Annotated in this window: 15 protein-coding genes, 1 tRNA gene and 1 pseudogene; 10 read left to right on the plus strand and 7 right to left on the minus strand. The window is 69.7% G+C overall.

Annotated elements, in window-relative coordinates:
* Nucleotides 1-71: 71 nt before the first annotated feature.
* On the plus strand, nucleotides 72-569 hold the full coding sequence (locus ACWCQ6_RS24655) for a hypothetical protein (RefSeq protein WP_451092571.1): 498 nt from the start codon (nucleotides 72-74) through the stop codon (nucleotides 567-569).
* A 20-nt stretch (nucleotides 570-589) separates the two neighbouring features.
* Here the strand turns inward: ACWCQ6_RS24655 and ACWCQ6_RS24660 are convergent, their stop codons facing one another.
* Together ACWCQ6_RS24660 and ACWCQ6_RS24665 are read right to left on the minus strand one after the other, a co-directional pair.
* Entirely contained in the window at nucleotides 590-1,270 is a 681-nt protein-coding gene (locus tag ACWCQ6_RS24660; protein WP_451092573.1) for a pentapeptide repeat-containing protein, read from the minus strand.
* Nucleotides 1,271-1,389: 119 nt separating this feature from the next.
* The gene (locus ACWCQ6_RS24665; protein WP_451092575.1) at nucleotides 1,390-1,866 is read right to left on the minus strand and encodes an N-acetyltransferase family protein; all 477 of its coding nucleotides are present in this window, start codon (nucleotides 1,864-1,866) and stop codon (nucleotides 1,390-1,392) included.
* Between the two features lie 29 nt (nucleotides 1,867-1,895).
* Between ACWCQ6_RS24665 and ACWCQ6_RS24670 the strand changes: the two are divergent.
* The 4 genes and pseudogenes from ACWCQ6_RS24670 to ACWCQ6_RS24685 all read left to right on the plus strand — a co-directional run.
* A pseudogene (locus ACWCQ6_RS24670) lies at nucleotides 1,896-1,997 on the plus strand (rhomboid-like protein); the annotation flags it as partial.
* Between the two features lie 49 nt (nucleotides 1,998-2,046).
* Nucleotides 2,047-3,447 (plus strand): NAD(P)/FAD-dependent oxidoreductase, encoded by a 1,401-nt coding sequence (locus ACWCQ6_RS24675; RefSeq protein ID WP_451092577.1) that lies wholly within the window; start codon nucleotides 2,047-2,049, stop codon nucleotides 3,445-3,447.
* Between the two features lie 179 nt (nucleotides 3,448-3,626).
* Nucleotides 3,627-5,282 (plus strand): 5-guanidino-2-oxopentanoate decarboxylase, encoded by a 1,656-nt coding sequence (locus ACWCQ6_RS24680; RefSeq protein ID WP_451092579.1) that lies wholly within the window; start codon nucleotides 3,627-3,629, stop codon nucleotides 5,280-5,282.
* Entirely contained in the window at nucleotides 5,279-6,469 is a 1,191-nt protein-coding gene (locus tag ACWCQ6_RS24685) for a Glu/Leu/Phe/Val dehydrogenase dimerization domain-containing protein (protein ID WP_451092581.1), read from the plus strand. Before ACWCQ6_RS24680 ends, ACWCQ6_RS24685 begins: the two co-directional genes overlap by 4 nt.
* A 35-nt stretch (nucleotides 6,470-6,504) precedes the next feature.
* Here ACWCQ6_RS24685 and ACWCQ6_RS24690 read toward each other — a convergent pair whose 3' ends face one another.
* On the minus strand, nucleotides 6,505-7,587 hold the full coding sequence (locus ACWCQ6_RS24690; RefSeq protein ID WP_451092583.1) for an AsnC family transcriptional regulator: 1,083 nt from the start codon (nucleotides 7,585-7,587) through the stop codon (nucleotides 6,505-6,507).
* 168 nt (nucleotides 7,588-7,755) lie between these two features.
* Between ACWCQ6_RS24690 and ACWCQ6_RS24695 the strand changes: the two genes are divergently transcribed.
* Both ACWCQ6_RS24695 and ACWCQ6_RS24700 read left to right on the plus strand, forming a co-directional pair.
* A complete protein-coding gene (locus tag ACWCQ6_RS24695; RefSeq protein ID WP_451092585.1) occupies nucleotides 7,756-9,309 on the plus strand; it encodes an AbgT family transporter in 1,554 nt (517 codons plus the stop codon).
* Nucleotides 9,310-9,352: 43 nt separating this feature from the next.
* Nucleotides 9,353-10,516: a M20 family metallopeptidase gene (locus ACWCQ6_RS24700; protein ID WP_451092587.1), complete on the plus strand. Its 1,164-nt coding sequence runs from the start codon at nucleotides 9,353-9,355 to the stop codon at nucleotides 10,514-10,516.
* Between the two features lie 545 nt (nucleotides 10,517-11,061).
* Here the strand turns inward: ACWCQ6_RS24700 and ACWCQ6_RS24705 are convergent.
* The 4 genes from ACWCQ6_RS24705 to ACWCQ6_RS24720 all read right to left on the minus strand — a co-directional run bounded on the left by ACWCQ6_RS24705 (nucleotide 11,062) and on the right by ACWCQ6_RS24720 (nucleotide 15,422).
* Complete coding sequence (locus ACWCQ6_RS24705; RefSeq protein WP_451092589.1) at nucleotides 11,062-11,934, minus strand: geranyl diphosphate 2-C-methyltransferase; 873 nt, start codon at nucleotides 11,932-11,934, stop codon at nucleotides 11,062-11,064.
* Between the two features lie 14 nt (nucleotides 11,935-11,948).
* Nucleotides 11,949-13,187 (minus strand): family 2 encapsulin nanocompartment cargo protein terpene cyclase, encoded by a 1,239-nt coding sequence (locus tag ACWCQ6_RS24710; protein WP_451092591.1) that lies wholly within the window; start codon nucleotides 13,185-13,187, stop codon nucleotides 11,949-11,951.
* A 35-nt stretch (nucleotides 13,188-13,222) separates the two neighbouring features.
* Nucleotides 13,223-14,644 (minus strand): family 2B encapsulin nanocompartment shell protein, encoded by a 1,422-nt coding sequence (locus ACWCQ6_RS24715; protein ID WP_451092593.1) that lies wholly within the window; start codon nucleotides 14,642-14,644, stop codon nucleotides 13,223-13,225.
* Between the two features lie 704 nt (nucleotides 14,645-15,348).
* Nucleotides 15,349-15,422 (minus strand) — tRNA-Thr (locus ACWCQ6_RS24720).
* 180 nt (nucleotides 15,423-15,602) lie between these two features.
* Here ACWCQ6_RS24720 and ACWCQ6_RS24725 point away from each other — a divergent pair.
* The 3 genes from ACWCQ6_RS24725 to ACWCQ6_RS24735 all read left to right on the plus strand — a co-directional run bounded on the left by ACWCQ6_RS24725 (nucleotide 15,603) and on the right by ACWCQ6_RS24735 (nucleotide 18,121).
* Nucleotides 15,603-16,739, plus strand: coding sequence for an ABC transporter ATP-binding protein (locus ACWCQ6_RS24725; RefSeq protein ID WP_404110853.1), 1,137 nt, complete (start codon nucleotides 15,603-15,605; stop codon nucleotides 16,737-16,739).
* A gap of 223 nt (nucleotides 16,740-16,962) precedes the next feature.
* Complete coding sequence (locus tag ACWCQ6_RS24730) at nucleotides 16,963-17,376, plus strand: hypothetical protein (RefSeq protein ID WP_451092595.1); 414 nt, start codon at nucleotides 16,963-16,965, stop codon at nucleotides 17,374-17,376.
* Between the two features lie 34 nt (nucleotides 17,377-17,410).
* Nucleotides 17,411-18,121, plus strand: coding sequence for a nucleotidyltransferase family protein (locus ACWCQ6_RS24735; RefSeq protein ID WP_451092597.1), 711 nt, complete (start codon nucleotides 17,411-17,413; stop codon nucleotides 18,119-18,121).
* The last annotated feature ends 78 nt before the right edge of the window (nucleotides 18,122-18,199 follow it).

An 18,199-nucleotide genomic window follows, 5' to 3' on the forward strand; every position in this document is an offset into this window, starting at 1 on the left:
GACTGCTGTCCTGAAACCGGTCAGCAGGTCTCCGGGCACCGGCGCGCCTTCGGGCATGACACCATCGAGGCGTGCTCGACATCGGCTACTCCCTCTCCCGGCGCTTCCCCGACCCCCCGCAGACCGACTACCGCCGCGCGGACGTCCACGCCCTGCGGCACGATCTGTTCTCCGGGGACGTCTACCTCGCGGACACCAAGGAGGACCGCGAGGTGTCCACGGCCTGGGGATGGGTGCCGGTGCTCGACTTCGCATGGGCGCTGTGCGACATCGTCGAGCAGATCGACCAGGACCCGCGCGGCAACCGCTCGCACCGGCGGCAGTTCGCCGAACTGGACTTCACCGAATCGTCCGACCGGATGCTCTTCGAGCGGCGCTTCGGCTGGGTCGACATCGAGGCGGACTGGATGCCCGGCGAGGAGCCCCCGCTCACCTTCAGCCACTCGCTGCTGCGCCGCGAGGCCCGCGACTTCCTGCACGATCTGATCGCCGACCTCGCCGACATGCACGAAGGTCTCGCCGACAACCCCGTGATCTGGGACCTCCAGGCCCGCTTCCCCCGTGTCTGACCCCCTTCTCCGCCTCTCCGCTACGGCTCCACGCGCACCCCGATCTGCGCCGCGAACGCCGGCGCCAGCTCCATCAGCTGCGCCGGGCTGATCACCGCACCCGCCAGTCGCTCCACCCCGCGCGCGATGTCCAGCTCCGCGACCGTGCGCAGGTCCACCGACTCCATCCGTACGGAGCTGAAGTCGGCCCGCTTCAGCACACAGTCGCGGAACTCCACCCGCACCAGCCGCGCGTCCCCGAAATCCGGCTCGGAGAGCACACAGCCCTCGAACACCACGTCCTTGAGCCGGGCCTTCCGCAGATTCAGGTAGTCGATCTTCCCGCCGCGCACCAGCACCCGCTCCAGCACCGCGCCGTGCAGCTGCACCCCGCCCAGCCGGGCGTCCACCACCTCCACGTCACGCAGCGACGCCCCCGCGAGATCGGTGCCCACACCCCGTACACCCGTCAGCACCGAGTCGATGAAGCGGGCCCTGACCAGCTCCGCGCGGTCCAGCGCGCAGCCGTCCAGCGCGCAGTCCATGAACCGGGCTCCCGGACCCGACTCGTCCGCGAGATCCGCCCCCTCGAACCGGAGCCCGTCGTAGTCACCGTCCGGCTCCAGGCCCGCGCCGTCGTACGGAACGAGCGGTGGGAGCCGCACCTGTGGCCGCCGGGCGGCCGGGACGGTGTCCGTCTTACTGCTGTTGCCGCGTGCCATGCCGTCCATCGTGACCCATGGCACTGACAACGCCTCCGAGGGCCGATGCCACGAATGACAACGCCCCCGGGGCGATGCCACGGCCCTGCGCGGGCCGGGGCAAAAGGACCGCCGCCCGCCTACCGCTGCCCGCCGAGCTCCGCCAGCGCCTCGTCCGTCAGCCGGTACACCGTCCACTCGTCCTGCGGGCGCGCGCCCAGCGACTCGTAGAAGGCGATGGACGGGGCGTTCCAGTCCAGCACCGACCACTCCAGGCGCTCGTAGCCGCGCTCCGCGCAGATCCGCGCCAGCTCCGTCAGCAGCGCCTTCCCGTGACCGCCGCCGCGCCGCTCCGGGCGTACGTACAGGTCCTCCAGGTAGATGCCGTGCACCCCGCGCCAGGTCGAGAAGTTCAGGAACCACAGCGCGAAGCCGACCGGCTCGCCGTCGTCCGACTCGGCGATGTGCGCGTACGCGGCGGGCCGCTCACCGAACAGCGCCTCGTGCAGCTGCTCCTCGGTGGCCTTCACCTCGTGCAGGGCCTTCTCGTATTCGGCCAGCTCACGGACCATGGCGTGGATGACGGGGACATCGGCGGGGACAGCGGTACGAATCATGGGAGCAGCGTAAGCAGAGCCACGGCAGCACCTTCACCGACCTCGGCCACTTCATCGCCGTACTCCTCGGCCCCGCCTGCTACCCACTGATCCGGTCCCGACACGGGACGGGAACGCCCGTCGCGCAGTAACGTCCCGCCCTAGCCAACAGGGCTTCACACCGGACAAAGCAGGGGCAACATGAGCACCGTCAGCACCGTCAACGGCGGCATATCGTTCTGGTACGCGGACCAGGGCACTCCCCTGGCCCGGGAGCCCCTGGCCGGCGACGTCACCGCCGACATCTGCATCGTCGGCGGCGGGTACACCGGGCTGTGGACCGCCTACTACCTCAAGAAGGCCGTCCCCTTCCTCAACATCACCGTCCTCGAAGCCAAGTTCTGCGGCTACGGCGCCTCCGGGCGCAACGGCGGCTGGCTCTACAACGGCATCGCGGGCCGCGACCGCTACGCGAAGCTCCACGGCCACGAAGCCGCCGTCCGGCTCCAGCAGGCGATGAACGAGACGGTCGACGAGGTCGTACGGGTGGCCGCCGAGGAGCACATCGACGCCGACATCCATCAGGGCGGCGTCCTCGAAGTCGCCTACACCCCCGCACAGCTGGCCAGACTCAAGGACTTCCACTCCGTCGAGATCGCCTTCGGCGAGACGGACCGCGTGCTGCGCGGTGCCCGTGAGACCTGCGAACGCGTCAACGTCACCGGAGCCGTCGGCTCCTCCTGGACCCCGCACGGCGCCCGGCTCCACCCGGTCAAACTCGTCCAGGGTCTCGCAGCGGCCGTCGAGGCGCTCGGCGTCACCATCCACGAGTCGACGCCCGTCACCGAGATCAAGCCCAAGCACGCGCACACCCCGTACGGCACCGTCCGCGCCCCGTACATCCTGCGCTGCACCGAGGGCTTCACGGCGAACCTCAAGGGCCAGCGGCGCACCTGGCTCCCCATGAACTCCTCGATGATCGCCACCGAGCCGCTCCCCCAGTCGGTCTGGGACACCATCGGCTGGGAGGGCCGCGAGACCCTCGGTGACATGGCCCACGCCTATATGTACGCCCAGCGCACGGCCGACGACCGCATCGCGCTCGGCGGCCGCGGCGTCCCGTACCGCTTCGGCTCGGGCACCGACAACGACGGCCGCACCCAGCCCGCCACCATCGAGGCCCTCCGCGACATCCTGGTCCGCTTCTTCCCCGGCACCGCGGGGGCCAGGATCGACCACGCCTGGTCCGGCGTCCTCGGCGTCCCCCGCGACTGGTGCGCCACGGTCACCCTGGACCGTTCCACCGGGCTCGGCTGGGCGGGCGGCTACGTCGGCTCCGGCGTCGCCACCACCAATCTCGCCGCCCGCACCCTGCGCGACCTGATCCAGCAGGACTCCGGCCAGTCGGGCCCCACCGATCTGACCACCCTCCCCTGGGTCGGCCACCGGGTCCGACGCTGGGAGCCGGAGCCCTTCCGCTGGATCGGCGTCCACGGCATGTACGCCGCCTACCGCGCCGCCGACCGCCGCGAGCTCACCTCGCCACGGGCCGGCACGGACCCGGTGGCGAAGGCCGCGGACCGGTTGGCCGGGCGGCACTGACCGGAGGGCCGGACGGGCACCCGCCACCGGGCGATGGCGGGTGCCCGCGCTCGGCGTGACGTCAGCCGGCGAGGCGGCCACCACCCCGACAACTGAACAAACGTTCAGCACCTGCACGCATTGACATGGGCGCTCCACACTCCAAATACTGACTACTCATTCAGTAAGGAGCCTGTGCAGTGCCTGGACACCCCATGCCGGAACCGCCCGCGACCACCCACACCCGGCCACCGCGAGACGACCTCACCGGCGGCGAGGTCCTGGTACGGGCGCTCGCCGCGCACGGGGTGACCCAGGCCTTCGGCATCCCCGGCACCCACAACCTGGAGATCTACCGGCACCTGGCCGCCCACGGCATCGGCCACCTCAACCCCCGCCACGAACAGGGCGCGGGCTACGCCGCCGACGCCTACGCCCGGGTCAGCGGCCGGCCCGGCGTGGCGATCACCACCACCGGCCCGGCCCTGCTGAACATCGCGGCCGCCGTCGGCCAGGCGTACTCCGACAGCGTCCCGCTGCTCGTCGTCTCACCCGGCATGCCACTGCGCCACCCCCGGCAGTCGACCGGACTGCTGCACGAGATGCGCAGCCAGACCGAGGCGCTGCGGGGCGTCGCGGCCGTCAGCCACCGGGTGTCCTCGGCCGAGGAGATCGGCGTGGCAGTCGCCCGCGCCTTCACCCTCTTCCGTACGCGACGCCCCCGCCCCGTACACATCGAGATACCCCTGGACCTGCTCACCGCCGTGGAACCGGCCGGGCCGGTACGGACCGCCCCGCCCCTCTCCCCCGCGACGGCGGACCCGGACGCGCTCTCGAAGGCGGCCGCGGCGCTGCGCTCGGCCGCCCGGCCCGGGATCGTGCTCGGCGGCGGGGCGCGCACGGCCGCCGCCGAGTGCCTGCGACTGGCCGAGGAGCTGGGCGCCCCCGTGGTGACCTCGGCCAACGGCAAGGGGATCGTCGCGGAGACCCACCCGCTGTCGCTCGGCGCCTCCCTGCACAGCCGGGCCGTCCGGCGCTGGCTGACGGAGCGCGACGTGGTGCTCGCCGTCGGCACCGAACTCGCCGAGTCCGACCTGTGGGAACCCCTGCCCGCGCTCGGCGGCACCCTCGTCCGGGCCGACATCGATCCGGCGCAGATGTACGCGGGCCCGCCCGCAGACCTCCCTCTGGTCGGCGACGCCCGCCACACCCTGCGCTCCCTGCTCGCCGCCCTCCCCTCCTCCACCGAGAACACGCACCCCGAAGTCCACCGGGCCGTCGCCGCGCTGCGCGAGGAGCGGAACGCCGAGACCCGCGGCGAGGACGCGCACCTGCTGCCGTATCTGGCGGCGATCGGATCGGTGCTCCCCGCGAACACGGTGCTCACCTCCGACAGCGCCCAGTGCTGCTACTACGGCGCGATCCCGCACCTGCCCATCGCCCCCGAGGGCCGCTATCTGCACCCGACGGGCTTCGGCACGCTCGGCTACGCACTGCCCGCCGCCATCGGTGCCAAGGTCGCGGACCCCGCCCGGCCGGCCGTAGCACTGAGCGGCGACGGGGGCCTGCAGTTCTCCGTGCAGGAGCTGGCCACCGCCGTACAACTGGGGCTCCCGCTGCCCGTCGTGGTCTTCGACAACGGCGGCTACGGCGAGATCCGCGACGAGATGGCATCGCGCGGCGACCGCCCCACCGCGGTCGACCTGCCGCCGGTCGACCTGCCCGCCCTGGCCCGCGCCTACGGCGGCCACGGCGTACGCGCCGACTCGCCCGAGGCGCTCGCCGGGGCCCTGCGCCGGGCCCTGGACACCCCGGGCCCCACCCTCATCGCCGTCCCCCAGGAGCTCCCCCGATGACCACCTCCCCCACCACCCCCCTGATCTCCCTCACCTGGACCGACCAGGAGACCGGGCACCAGGGGCACCTGGTCATCGACCGTCTGGTGCGCGGCGTCTCCAGCGGCGGCCTGCGGATGCGCGCCGGCTGCACCCTGGAGGAAGTGGCCGGCCTGGCCCGCGGCATGACGATGAAGGAGGTGCTGCACTACAACCCCCAGGGCCGCTACATCCCGTTGGGCGGCGCCAAGGGCGGCATCGACTGCGATCCGCGCGACCCCGCCGCCTACGGCGTCCTGGTCCGCTATCTGCGCGCCGTACGGCCTTACATCGAGCAGTTCTGGACCACCGGCGAGGACCTCGGCCTCACCCAGGACCTGGTCGACCGGGCCGCCGCCGAGGCGGGCCTGGTCTCCTCCGTGCAGGCGGTCTACCCCCTGCTCGACGACGAGGAGGCCGCCCGGCGGCGCCTCGCCGACGCATTCGCCATCGACGTGGACGGCATCGGCCTGGACGAGCTGGTGGGCGGCTGCGGGGTCGCCGAATCGGTACTCACCGCCCTGGACCGGGCCGGCGTCGCCCACTCCGGCACCCGCGTCGCGGTACAGGGCTTCGGCACCATGGGCGGCGCCACCGCCCGCTTCCTGGCCCGTGCCGGACTCCGCGTCGTCGCGGTCGCCGACATCAAGGGCACCGTGGCCAACCCCGCCGGCCTGGACGTCGAGGCGCTGCTCGCCGCCCGCGACGGCCACGGCACCGTGGACCGTGCCGCGCTCCGCGCCGAGGACCGTGAGCTGCCGGCCGACGCCTGGCTGACCGCCGACGCGGAGGTGCTGGTCCCGGCCGCCGTCTCGTACGCCGTGGACACCGCCAACCAGGCGGGGATCACCGCTCGTTGGATCGTCGAGGCCGCCAACATGCCGGTGGTGCCCGAGGCGGAGGCCCTGCTGGCCGCCCGCGGCATCACCGTACTGCCGGACGTCGTCGTCAACTCCGGTACGAACGCCTGGTGGTGGTGGACCCTGTTCGGCGACATCGGCGCCGACGCCGACGAAGCCTTCGCGTACACCCGCCGGTCGATGCGCGCCCTGGTCGATGGGATCCTGGCCCGCGCCGAGGCCGAGGGCAGCACCCCCCGAGCCGCCGCACACGCCCTGGCCGCGGACCGGCTGCCGGTCGTCGCGGAACGCTTCGGATCGTTCCGCTGACGAAGTCCCGACGCGCCCCGGGCCGCGCTTCCGCCCTACGCCTCGTACTCGCCCGGGTCCGCCGACGGGATGGGGGTGTCGTCCGGGCACCACGGGTCGATGGGCGCGCACTCCCGGCGCCGCCCGAGATCGTCCAGAATCCAGCCGAGCCGTTTCACCGTGCGCAGCACGACGGCGTGCTCGACGATTTCGAACTCGGGCAGGGCGGCGGTGATCCGCTCCTCCAGCTCGTGCGCGCCGGCGGTGGAACGCAGCCAGGTGGACACCCGGAAATTGGTGCCGCCGCTGGTGGCCATCAGCAGGCGGATCTCGGGCATGCGGGCCAGTCGTTCGCTGACCCGCATGCGGTCACCCGGCGGGACCCGGCCCCACAGCAGCGTCGTCACCGGCCAGCTCGTGAGGTGCTGGGAAATCTCGCAGCGGAAGGAGATGGCGCCCGATTGCTCCAGCCGGGACAGCCTGCGGCGGGTCGCCGTGTGACTGGCGCCGGTGCGTTCGGCGAGCTCGGTGAGCGGCAGTCTGCCGTCCGGAGCCAGTGCGAGCAGGAGAGTGCGGTCGGCGGGTGACAGCCACCCGTTCTGCACCGGCCGACTCGGCGCGGTCACGGGTTGCAGACGCTCGCGCTGGGTGCGGGACAGGGCGTCCAGCCGCCAGGCAGTTCCCGACATATAGGTGTGCGTACTGATCTGCACATCGACCTCCACCACCCCGGGGAGGCGGCTGACCTGATCCAGGACGAAGCGCGACAGTGCGTGCAGATCGCTGGTGATGACGTTGACATGCAGATCACGGCCGCTGGCGACCTCCATCACCGACTTGGTTCTCGGATCGCGGGCCAGGGCGAGTGCCACCCGGCCGCGCTGCGCCGGATGGCACCGGATGTCGAGAAAGGCATCGCACAGCGAGCGCCACAGACTGGCACCTCCGGTCGCGGTGACCCATGCCTGCCCTGTGGCGGCCAGCCGCCGCCAGCGCCGGGCCGCCGTGGCGGCGCTGACCCCCAGGACGTCGCCGAGCGTGGCCCAGGAGGCACGTGGCGCGATCTGCAGGCAGTTGGCGAGCGCGAGGTCGGCCTCCTCCAGGCGGCCGTCCGGGAGCGGGTCGGCGAAATCGTGCATACAGGGCCTCCAGAAAGCGATTCTCGACGATTTTCGGCCCAGGTGGCCGTAAATGCACACGATGATGCAACGCGGTCGTCCACCCCGAAACGGCGGTCCGGATCTCGGCCGAATCACCCCCTTTTTCACTGCCCCGTTTACCTTCGCGCGGAAAGGTTCCCTTTTGCGATGCCCCATGAGCTGACCACCGAAGAGGTGGCCCCGCAGCCGAAGGTGCTGCAGGTAGCCTTCCGCAGCTTCGCCGTGATCGAGAGGGTGGGCAACAAACTGCCTCATCCCTTCTGGCTGTTCTGGATGCTGGCACTGCTTGTCATCGTGCTGAGCGCGGTCCTGTCCGCGGCGGATCTCGGCGCCGTCCAGCCCGGAGGCGACGAGACCGTCGCGGTACGCAGCCTGCTCAGCCGGGACGGCATCACGATGATGGTCGAGGAGGCGGTGGAGAACTTCGCGAGCTTCCCCCCGCTGGCCACGATCCTCACGGTGATGTTCGGTATCGCGGTGGCCGAGCGCAGCGGGCTGTTCAGTGCCCTGCTGCGTCGCCTCGTCGCACGGGTACCTGGCAAGTACCTGACGTTCGCCCTGTCCATGACCGCGATGGTCGGCCACGTCGCCGGCGACGCCGCTTACGTGACGCTCATCCCCCTGGGCGCCCTGGTGTTCCGCGCCGCCGGCCGCAGCCCCGTACTCGGCTGCATCGTCGCGTTCGTCTCCATCTCGGCGGGCTACGACGCCTCGCCCTCGCTGACGACCACCGACGTACTGCTGTCCACGATCTCCACTGCCGCCGCGCAGACGATCGACCCGAACTACGTCGTCACTCCTGTGGCGAACTACTACTTCAGCCTTGCGTCCTCGGTGCTCGTCGCCCTCGTCATCACCCTGGTCACCGAGAAGGTCCTGGCCCGCCGCCCCGATCTGGAGACCGACGCCCCCGCCTCGGACCTGAGCGCCGAGGAACTGGCCGATGTCGAGGTCACCTCCGTCCAGCGCCGCGCCCTGCGGGTGACCGGACTGGTCGCGCTGGCCTTCGTGGCCGCTCTGGTCCTCGTCATGCTGCCGACGGAGTCCCCGCTGCGCGGCGAAGGGGGCAGCATCGTCCAGTCCCCGCTGTTCTCGGGCATGGCCCTTCTGCTGGGCATCTTCTTCGCGCTTCTGGGCACCGTGTACGGCCGGATCACCGGATCCCTTCCCGGGTCCCGGGACGTGGTGGCGGCCATGATCGAGGGCGCCCGGTCCATGGCGCCGATCCTGGTGCTGTTCTTCGCCATCTCCCAGTTCCTCGCCTACTTCAAGTGGAGTCACATCGGCGAGGTGCTCGCGATACGCGGCGCGGAGGCACTGCAGAACCTCGGCGTGCACGGGTGGGTGGTCCTGCTGGGCATAGCCGTCCTGGTCACCTTCATGAACCTGGCCATCACCAGCGGATCCGCGCTCTGGGCGCTGGCCGCACCGGTGTTCATCCCCATGCTCATGCTCATCGGGATCAGCCCCGAGGCCACCCAGGCCGTCTACCGGGTGGCCGACTCCGTCAGCAACTGCATCACCCCCATGAGCCCGTACTTCGCCATGGCTCTCGGCTTCATCCAGCGCTACCGGAAGTCGGCGGGGATCGGCACGCTCGCCTCGTTCACCATCCCGCTGGCCGCTGTCGTCTGGGTGGTGTGGGTCAGCTTCGTGCTGGCCTGGTATCTGCTCGGCATCCCATTCGGCCCCGGCGCCTGACCCCCATCCCCCGCATTCCCCATCCCCACGGAGCCACCGCACCATGATCTCCGAGCTCGCCCGCAGCGCCGCCGCCGCCGCTGCGGACATCCTCACCGACATCACCGACCTCGTCGCCTGCGAAACCCACAGTTACGACCTCACCGGCCTCGGTCACGGGCTTGAACTGCTGAGCACTCTCGTCACCCACCGGCTCGGAGCCCCCACGGAGGAGGAACGGCACCCGGGCGGCGAGCAGGGCGACACCCTGGTCCTCACCTACGAAGGGGACGGGCCAGGGCGTGTCGCGATCGTCGGCCACTACGACACCGTGTGGCCGCAGGGCACACTGGCGAACTGGCCGATCGCCTCCCACATCGACGAAGACGGCCGGCAACGTCTGAGCGGACCCGGCATCTTCGACATGAAGACGGGCCTCGCTCAGGGCATCTGGGCTCTCAAACTGCTCCGCGAGAGCGGTGCGGCAGTGCCCACGGTGATCTTCGTCCTCAACGGCGACGAGGAGATCGGCTCCCCCTCGTCCCGGCCGGTGATCGAACGGGTCGCGGCATCCGTGGACGCCACGCTGGTACTTGAGGCGAGTGTGGACGGTGCCGTCAAGACAGGTCGCAAGGGCGGGGGCATCTTCACGGTGACAGCCACCGGAGTGGAAGCACACGCCGGACTGAACCCCGAGGACGGTGCGAGCGCGATCCACGCGCTCGCCGAGTTCATCACGGACGCGGCGGCCACGGCCGCACCCGCGGAGGGCACCACGGTCAACGTGGGGCGCATCAGCGGCGGATCCGGAACGAACGTCGTGGCCGGACAGGCGTCCGCGAGCATCGACATCCGGATTCTCACCCGGGCGGAGCAGGACCGCGTGGACGCCGCGTTCGACGCGATCCAGGTGAGCGACCCGCGCATCCGCATCGATGTCCAGCACGGCTGGAACCGGCCGCCGATGACGCTGAACGCCGCGTCAGAACCCCTGCTGAAGACCGCGCGAGCGGTGTCGGAGGAACTCGGCCGCCCGCTCGCCGATGTCACCGTCGGTGGCGCCAGCGACGCGAATTTCGTCGCCGGCCTGGACCTTCCCGTGCTCTGCGGCCTGGGAGCGGTGGGCGGGGGCGCCCATGCGAGGCACGAGTTCATCTTCCCGGACACGGTGGCCCACCAGACCGCGCTGGTCGCCGGGATACTGCACCGGCTGGCCGACACCGCCTGACGCGCGGCCCCACCGGCGCGCCCCACGCGGCGGCCACCGGGGCCCACCCTGCATGACATCCGAAAACGCACCGCAGAAGACCCAGGCCGGACAACGTTCCGGCCTGGGTCTTCTGCGAAGCCCGCTCGGCCGTCTGTCCGGCGTGGTTCGCCACTGCCCTGGCCTGCGGCGAGACCGTTCCTGCGCCGTCCTCCAGGATTCGCCCTCCCGGGCAGCTGGTGCGGGAAAGGGATGCGTGGACGGAATCCGGTACGGCTCGTCAGCCCTCACGGGGTGCCGCGTTGCCGGGAGAGCAGTCGGCCGGCTCGGATCCATCCGGAAGGCCGCTTTGCGCAACATCCCCGTCGGGGTCCGTGCCGCAGGAGCCCCCGACGATGTCGCGGTGTTTCCTCTTGGCGAGCAGGTCCGGGATCCACTCCGCCGGCTCAGAAACCATGGGGGAGCGCATCCTCCTGTGAAGGGTGAGGCATGTCGAGAGGACGCTGCGGGACGCGTGCCCGGGTGTTCGGGGCGTCCCGCATTCCGTTGTGGGGTCAGACGTGGTGTCAGATCCGGTCGGCGGCGATCAGCAGGTACTGGAAGCTGCCGTTCTTGTACGCGGTCAGGAAGGAATCCTCGATGCCGGTGGCCAGGGAGGACTGGGCGCGCAGCTCCCAGTACGGGATGGTGGCCGCGGTGAGGTCCACCACGCTGATCGGCACGAGCCGGTTGTTCGCCATCTCCCTGAAGTAGGCGGAGCGGGGGTGGATGTCGCAGATGTAGTGGGCGTTGATCGTCGAGACCTCGCGGGACGGCAGTCCGTAGGTGTCGTTGTAGCAGCCGGTGATGGTGACATACCGGCCGCCGCGTGTGAGCAGGCGGGCGTATTCGGCGAAGAGCGACGACAGATCGACGTACATCGTGGACTCGTTGTTCCAGATGGCACGGAACGAGCCGGTTCCGAAGCCGGTGTCGAGCATGTTCTTGAGGTGGAACCGCACTTTGTCGTCCACGCCGCGCTTCTTGGCCTGTTCGGTGGCGAAAGCCACCTGGGTCTCGGAGATGGAGATCCCGTCGACGTGACAGTCGAACCGCTTGTTGGCAACCAGACTGCCACCGCCTCGGCCGCAGCCCGAGTCCAGGAGCCGGTCATCGGCGGTGACGGCACCGAGGTGGTCGGCGAGGAAGTCGGCCTGGGCGCTCTCCAGGCGGTGCAGTTCGGCGACGACGCGCTCGTCGCGGGTGTCCTGCGGACCCTGCAGGACCGACCAGTCGACATCGCCGATGCCGTAATGGTGGTGGTAGAAGCCGTCGACCTCACCCAGCCGGAGGTTGACGGGATTCTTCTCGCGGTTCCAGTAATCGGCCACCGACGCCTGGTAGTGGCTGATGGCAGGAGCTTCCGTCGCGCTGGTGCGGAGCGCTGTGGTGGTGGTCATGTAGGTGTCTTCTCTCACCAGTAGTTGGGCAGGGAGTAGCGGTACGTGTTCGTGTGGTGCCATTCGTGGTTGCCGGCGACCCACGCGGCGAGGCCGGTGGTGTAGCGGGCCAGGACCGGGTTCTCGGCGGCCAGGACGAGGGACTCGTCCTCGAAGGCATGCATGATCTCGTTGTGGATGTCGATGGCCTTCAGGTACGCGTCCTTGAGGCCTCGGCCCTCCTCGGCGGCGAGCACCACTGGAAGGTTCAGATGGTGCTCGTCGATGGCCATCTCTTTGGTGAAGGAGTACAGGTCGTTGACGAGCGTGGTGGCATTGCAGGCCAGTGCGGTGACGCGCTGGACCTCGGGCCGGGAGTAGAGCGGCTCGGGCAGTTCGTAGCCGTCCACGGCGTCCACGATGGACAGGCAGGGGCGGAAGTTGTTGAACTGCCGCATCACCAGGTACTGCCACACCGGTGGTGTGGTGCGGGTCTGCGCCCAGGCACCCTCGGCGAGGTACCCCAGGTGCAGGCGCGCGGCATCGTGGATGAACCGGGTGACCTGGCTGGGAGTGGCGATGTCCCGGAAGGCACGGATCGCGGCGGCGTACGAACGCAGCGGAGCGTCCGACCCCAGCCCCTCGTGCCACTGCTGCTGGTAGCCGTCCGCGGTGTGCAGGGGATCCAGGGCGCTCTGCGCGATGACGAGCCGACTGCCCAGGCCGATCGGGGATCCGCCGTAGTCCTCGCAGTAACAGTCGTCGACGACGTTCTCCGCAACCAGCAGTTTGCCCGCGACGACGAGGCGCTCCAGGTCGGCTGCTGCCGGGTGCTGGAGGACGACCGCCCGGCCGACCTGGAAGCCGGCGAAGTCTCCGGCCCATTCAGGGGGAAACAGGCTGAGCTCCCGGGCCCAGGCTTCGAGCCGGCGGTCCACCTCGGCGATCCTGGCCGGATCGGCCGGCACGGCGGGCGGGCAGTGGAGACCCGGAATCGGATCACCGGCTCGAGGCGGGGTCGCGGGGCCCGGCCCGGACCCCTCGTGCTCCGTCGGCGGCGGGAGAAGTTGCCTGGCCGCCGATGTGCCCAGGCCGGTGGGCCCGGTGGGGAGCCACGCCGCCGTCCGTTGCCCCGAGGACGCGAGCCGCTCGGCCGTCAGGTCCGGCAGGTCCTGTTCCCCGGGAGGTGCTGCCGGGTCGGACCGCGAGGCGCTTACCGGATCCGCCATCCCGTGAGCCGTGGGCGCGGCGAACACGCCGGACAGCAATGACATCGCTTCAGCCCTTCCTCGTTCGCCCGGCCCGGTTCTCAGCCACGCGGCCGCACCTCGACGTTCTCGAGAATGCCGATCGCATCCGGGACCAGGACGGCGGCCGAGTAGTAGGTGCTGACGAGATAGGAGATGATCGCCTTCTCGTCGATGCCCATGAACCGGACGTTGAGTCCGGGCTCGACCTCGTCGGGCAACCCGGTCTGGTACAGGCCGATGACGCCCTCGTTGTCCTCGCCCGTACGCACGGCGATGATCGACGAGGTCTGGTGATCCGAGACCGGGATCTTGCCGCACGGCAGGATCGGCACGCCCCGCCACGCGGGGATGTGGTGACCGTCGACGTCGGCGCTGCCGAGGGAGATGCCCCGCTTGTTGCACTCCTTGCCGAACGCGGCGATGGCACGCGGGTGGGCGAAGATGTAGTTGGTACCGCGGCGCATGCTCAGCAGGTCGTCGAGGTCGTCCGGGGTGGGCGGGCCGGAGCAGGTCGGGATGCGCTGGTCGAAGTCGGTGTTGTGGAGCAACCCGAACTCGGGGTTGTTGACCATCTCCTTCTCCTGCCGCTCACGCATTGCCTCAATGGTGAGCCGCAGCTGCTGCTGCGTCTGATTCATCGGCTGGTTGTAGAGGTCGGCGACCCGGCTGTGCACCTTCAGTACCGTCTGCGCCACACTCAACTCGTACTCACGCGGATGGAGTTCGTAGTCGGCGAATGTGGTCGGCAGGATCGGCTCGCCGTCGTGGCCGGACAGCAGCTCAATGGCGGCCTCACCACACTTGTTCGCCGGCTTCTGCGCCTCGGCACTGCGCTTCATGACATGCGACCGCAGCGCCTCGTGCTGGCCGACGACCGTCTTGTACGCGCTGTGGGGCAGCGCCAGGACAGTGGTTGCGGTCACCGCACGAGCCGTGAAGTCCCACTTGCCGTCGGCTCCCGCCAGCACACTGCCGCCGAAGCTGTCGCCGTCCGACAACCGGCCCATGATGGACTCGCCGTCGTACTTCGCGGGCCTGACCTTGTCCACCCTGCCGTGCACGATCAGATAGACGTGATCGGCCTTGCGCCCCTCCTCCACGATCACCTGACCGAGGTCGAATTCCTTCTGGACGAACTTGTCGGCGAGCGCACCCAACGCCGGACCGTCTTCGAACCCCTGCAGCAGGGGAAGCTCGGCCAGCTCCTGCGGGATGACGCGAACCTTGGACCCGTTCTTCTCGAACGACACCTTCCCGTCCCCGACCGTGAACGTCAGGCGCCGGTTGACCCGGTAGGCAGCACCCGGGACGTTGACCCACGGCAGCTTCCGCAGCAGCCACCGCGAGCTGATCCCCTGCATCTGGGGTTCGGACTTGGTGGTGGTGGCGAGGTTCCGCGCAGCGGCAGTGCCGAGACTGAGCTGCTCCTGCGCTTGGTCCTGTGCCGTCGCGGTTTTCGACGGGCTCGTCTCGACAGTCATCGACTACCTCTCAGTTCATGAGATGACCCGCCTGGCTCCAGCAGGACAGAATTCACCAACAGCAAGCGGGTATTACATTGCGTGTCCCTTTTCTAACGCTTTGTGAGCACCGGGCGGCACAGGCGCGCCCGCTCCACATGCTCATGAAATTCCCAATTCGCCCCAATTTCCACAATTCCCGTAAAACGGGCGCGAGTTGGGCGTTGACACGGAGCAAGGAGCGATAGTTCCGCACATAAAATTCGCGTAAATTCACATTCGCTCACGTAAGTATTGAGTCAACCCAATATGAAAATTTTGCCCAGTTTCGGCGGCGCGAAGTACAGCAGGGGCGCAGCAGTCACCGCTCGATGCCCGGCGCCTTGCCAGTGGCGTAGTTCTCCGGGATCAGGGGGACTTCGAGACCGTCGCCGACTTCCCGATCGAGCTTGGTCAGGAACGTCTTGACTCCGCTGCCCGGTGACGGCGGTTCAGCGAGCCGAATCCCCTGCAGGCGGCACTGCTCGGCGACCGCCTGTGCGGATGGAGCGACGATCGGACAAATTCCGCCCCCAGCCCCCTCCTGGGCACCGCCACTGCACGCCTCTCCCACGTTCGGCCACCGGCCGGCACATGAGAGGACGTCCAGGCCGGCACACCCGCATCGCGAGGCCATGAGATGCAGAAAGACCCAGGTCGGAGGAGTCCGGCCTGGGTCTTCGCGGAGCCCCCTGTCGGATTCGAACCGACGACCTACGCATTACAAGTGCGTTGCTCTGGCCAGCTGAGCTAAGGAGGCATGTCGGAGCAGTGTAACCAACACTGCACCCTGCGCGGTCCCAAAATTTCGCGCTCTTCGAACTACTGACAGATTCAAAATGGCCAGGTAGCGTCGCTGAAGGTTCACTCAAGTGGACCAGACCACTCCCGTCACTCGGATCGTCCGGCACGTTCCTGCCGGTGGAGGAGAAGATCCAGCATGGCCAGTGTCACGTTCGACAAGGCGTCCCGCGTCTACCCCGGCTCCACGAAGCCGGCCGTGGACCAGCTCGAGATCGACATCGCGGACGGCGAGTTCCTCGTCCTCGTCGGTCCTTCCGGTTGCGGCAAGTCGACCTCCCTGCGCATGCTCGCGGGCCTTGAGGACGTCAACGGCGGCGCGATCCGCATCGGTGACCGCGATGTCACGCATCTGCCCCCGAAGGACCGGGACATCGCCATGGTGTTCCAGAACTACGCGCTGTACCCGCACATGACCGTCGCGGACAACATGGGCTTCGCGCTCAAGATCGCCGGGGTCAACAAGACCGAGATCCGGGCGAAGGTCGAAGAGGCCGCCAAGATGCTGGACCTCACCGAGTACCTGGACCGCAAGCCGAAGGCGCTCTCCGGTGGTCAGCGTCAGCGTGTCGCGATGGGCCGTGCCATCGTGCGTGAGCCGCAGGTCTTCCTCATGGACGAGCCGCTGTCGAACCTCGACGCCAAGCTCCGTGTCTCCACCCGTACGCAGATCGCCTCGCTCCAGCGCCGCCTGGGCATCACGACCGTGTACGTCACCCACGACCAGGTCGAGGCCCTGACCATGGGTGACCGTGTCGCGGTCCTCAAGGACGGGCTGCTCCAGCAGGTCGACTCGCCGCGCAACATGTACGACAAGCCGGCGAACCTCTTCGTGGCCGGCTTCATCGGCTCCCCGGCCATGAACCTGGTCGAGGTCCCGATCACCGACGGCGGTGTGAAGTTCGGCAACAGCGTCGTCCCGGTCTCCCGCGAGGCGCTCTCCGCCGCCGCGGACAAGGGCGACACGACCGTCACGGTCGGCATCCGCCCGGAGCACTTCGACATCGTCGAGCACGGCGGCGCCGCCGCGAAGTCCCTCTCGAAGGACAGCGCCGACGCCCCGGCCGGCCTGGCCGTCTCGGTCAACGTCGTCGAGGAGCTCGGCGCCGACGGATTCGTCTACGGCTCCGCGCGGGTCGGCGGCGAGGACAAGGACCTGGTCGTCCGCGTCGGCGGCCGCGCCGTCCCGGAGAAGGGCACCAAGCTGCACGTCGTGCCGCGCCCGGACGAGCTGCACGTCTTCTCGACCTCGACGGGTGCCCGTCTCACCGACTGACGCCCGCACACCCGCGACACAGCTGCCCCGCACGTTCCGCGTGCGGGGCTGTTTGCGCGCCCTCGGGCCTGATCGGGTTTGGATCCGTACGGCGCCGGATTCCCCGGCACACCGGTCATTTCGCCACTGTTCGTCAACACCGGATTCGAAAAGCACCCTCGAACCATCCCCCTCAAGGGTGACGAAACGTCGCCATATCATTACCGACCGCTACGCTCGCTGCGTGACCCACACTGCGCGCCGCATCGGCCGATCCCTCGCCTTCGTACTGCCCGTCGTGATGGTCCTCTCCGGGACCCTCGCCGTCACCAGCGTGCCGTGGGCAGCGCACAACTCCGAGCCCCAGGTCCTGACCGCGTCGGCCCACGACATCTCCACGCGCGCCAAGACGCGCACCCCGCAGGACGCCCTCCGCGACCGGCTGCTCGTGGAGCTCCGTGAGAAGGACCCGGGTGTCGCGCTGACGGACCTCCAGCGCTCCGTCGAGGGCCGCCCCTCGCTCGCCCGGCACTGCATGTCGATCGCCAGGGCACTGGGCCGCGCGGCCGTCGAGAAGTACGGCCCCACGCGCGCCCACCGGTTCTCGCGCCCCGTCTGCGACACGTCCTTCGCCTCGGGCGTCGCCCGGTTCAGCTGACCGGCCGTTCCGGGCACCGCATATCGTGCCTGGCATGCATACGTATCCGACGCAGGCCGTGGTTCTGGCGGGTGGCCAGGGATCGCGGCTGCGCCCGTACACCGACGACCGCCCCAAGCCGATGGTCGAGATCCCGGGCACCGGGACTCCGATCATCGGCCATCAGCTTTCCTGGCTGGCCGCCGAGGGCGTGACCGACGCCGTGGTGTCGTGCGGCCATCTGGCCGAGGTGCTGCAGGAGTGGCTGGACTCGGCGGTGCTGCCGCTGCGCGTGACGACCGTCGTGGAGTCGGAGCCGCTGGGCCGCGGCGGCGGGCTGAAGTACGCCGCCGCCCGGCTGCCCGCCCCCGAGCAGCCCTGGTACGCCACCAACGGCGACATCTGGACGCGCTTCTCCCTGCGCGAGATGGCCGCGTTCCACACCGAGCGCGATGCGACCGCCACCCTGGCCCTGGCCCGTCCCCGTATCCCGTGGGGTGCCGTCGAGACGGACGCGTTCGGGCACATCACCGACTTCATCGAGTCGCCGCCCTCGCCGTATCTGATCAACGCCGGTGTGTACGTCTTCTCCCCGGAGTTCACGACCCTGCTGCCGGACCGGGGCGACCACGAGCGGACGACGTTCCCCCGGCTGGCGCGCGAGCGCAGGCTCGCCGGCTACCCGCTCCCGCACGGCGCGTACTGGCGGGCCATCGACACGGCGAAGGACCTCACCGAGGCCGCCAAGGAACTCGACGGGCAGTAGGAGATATCTGGCCGAACATCTCGGCGACCTTGGCGGCCTCGGCGTGGGTGTCGCGCACGGGCTTGCCGGTGGTGGCGG

Source organism: Streptomyces sp. NPDC001880 (assembly GCF_053594575.1).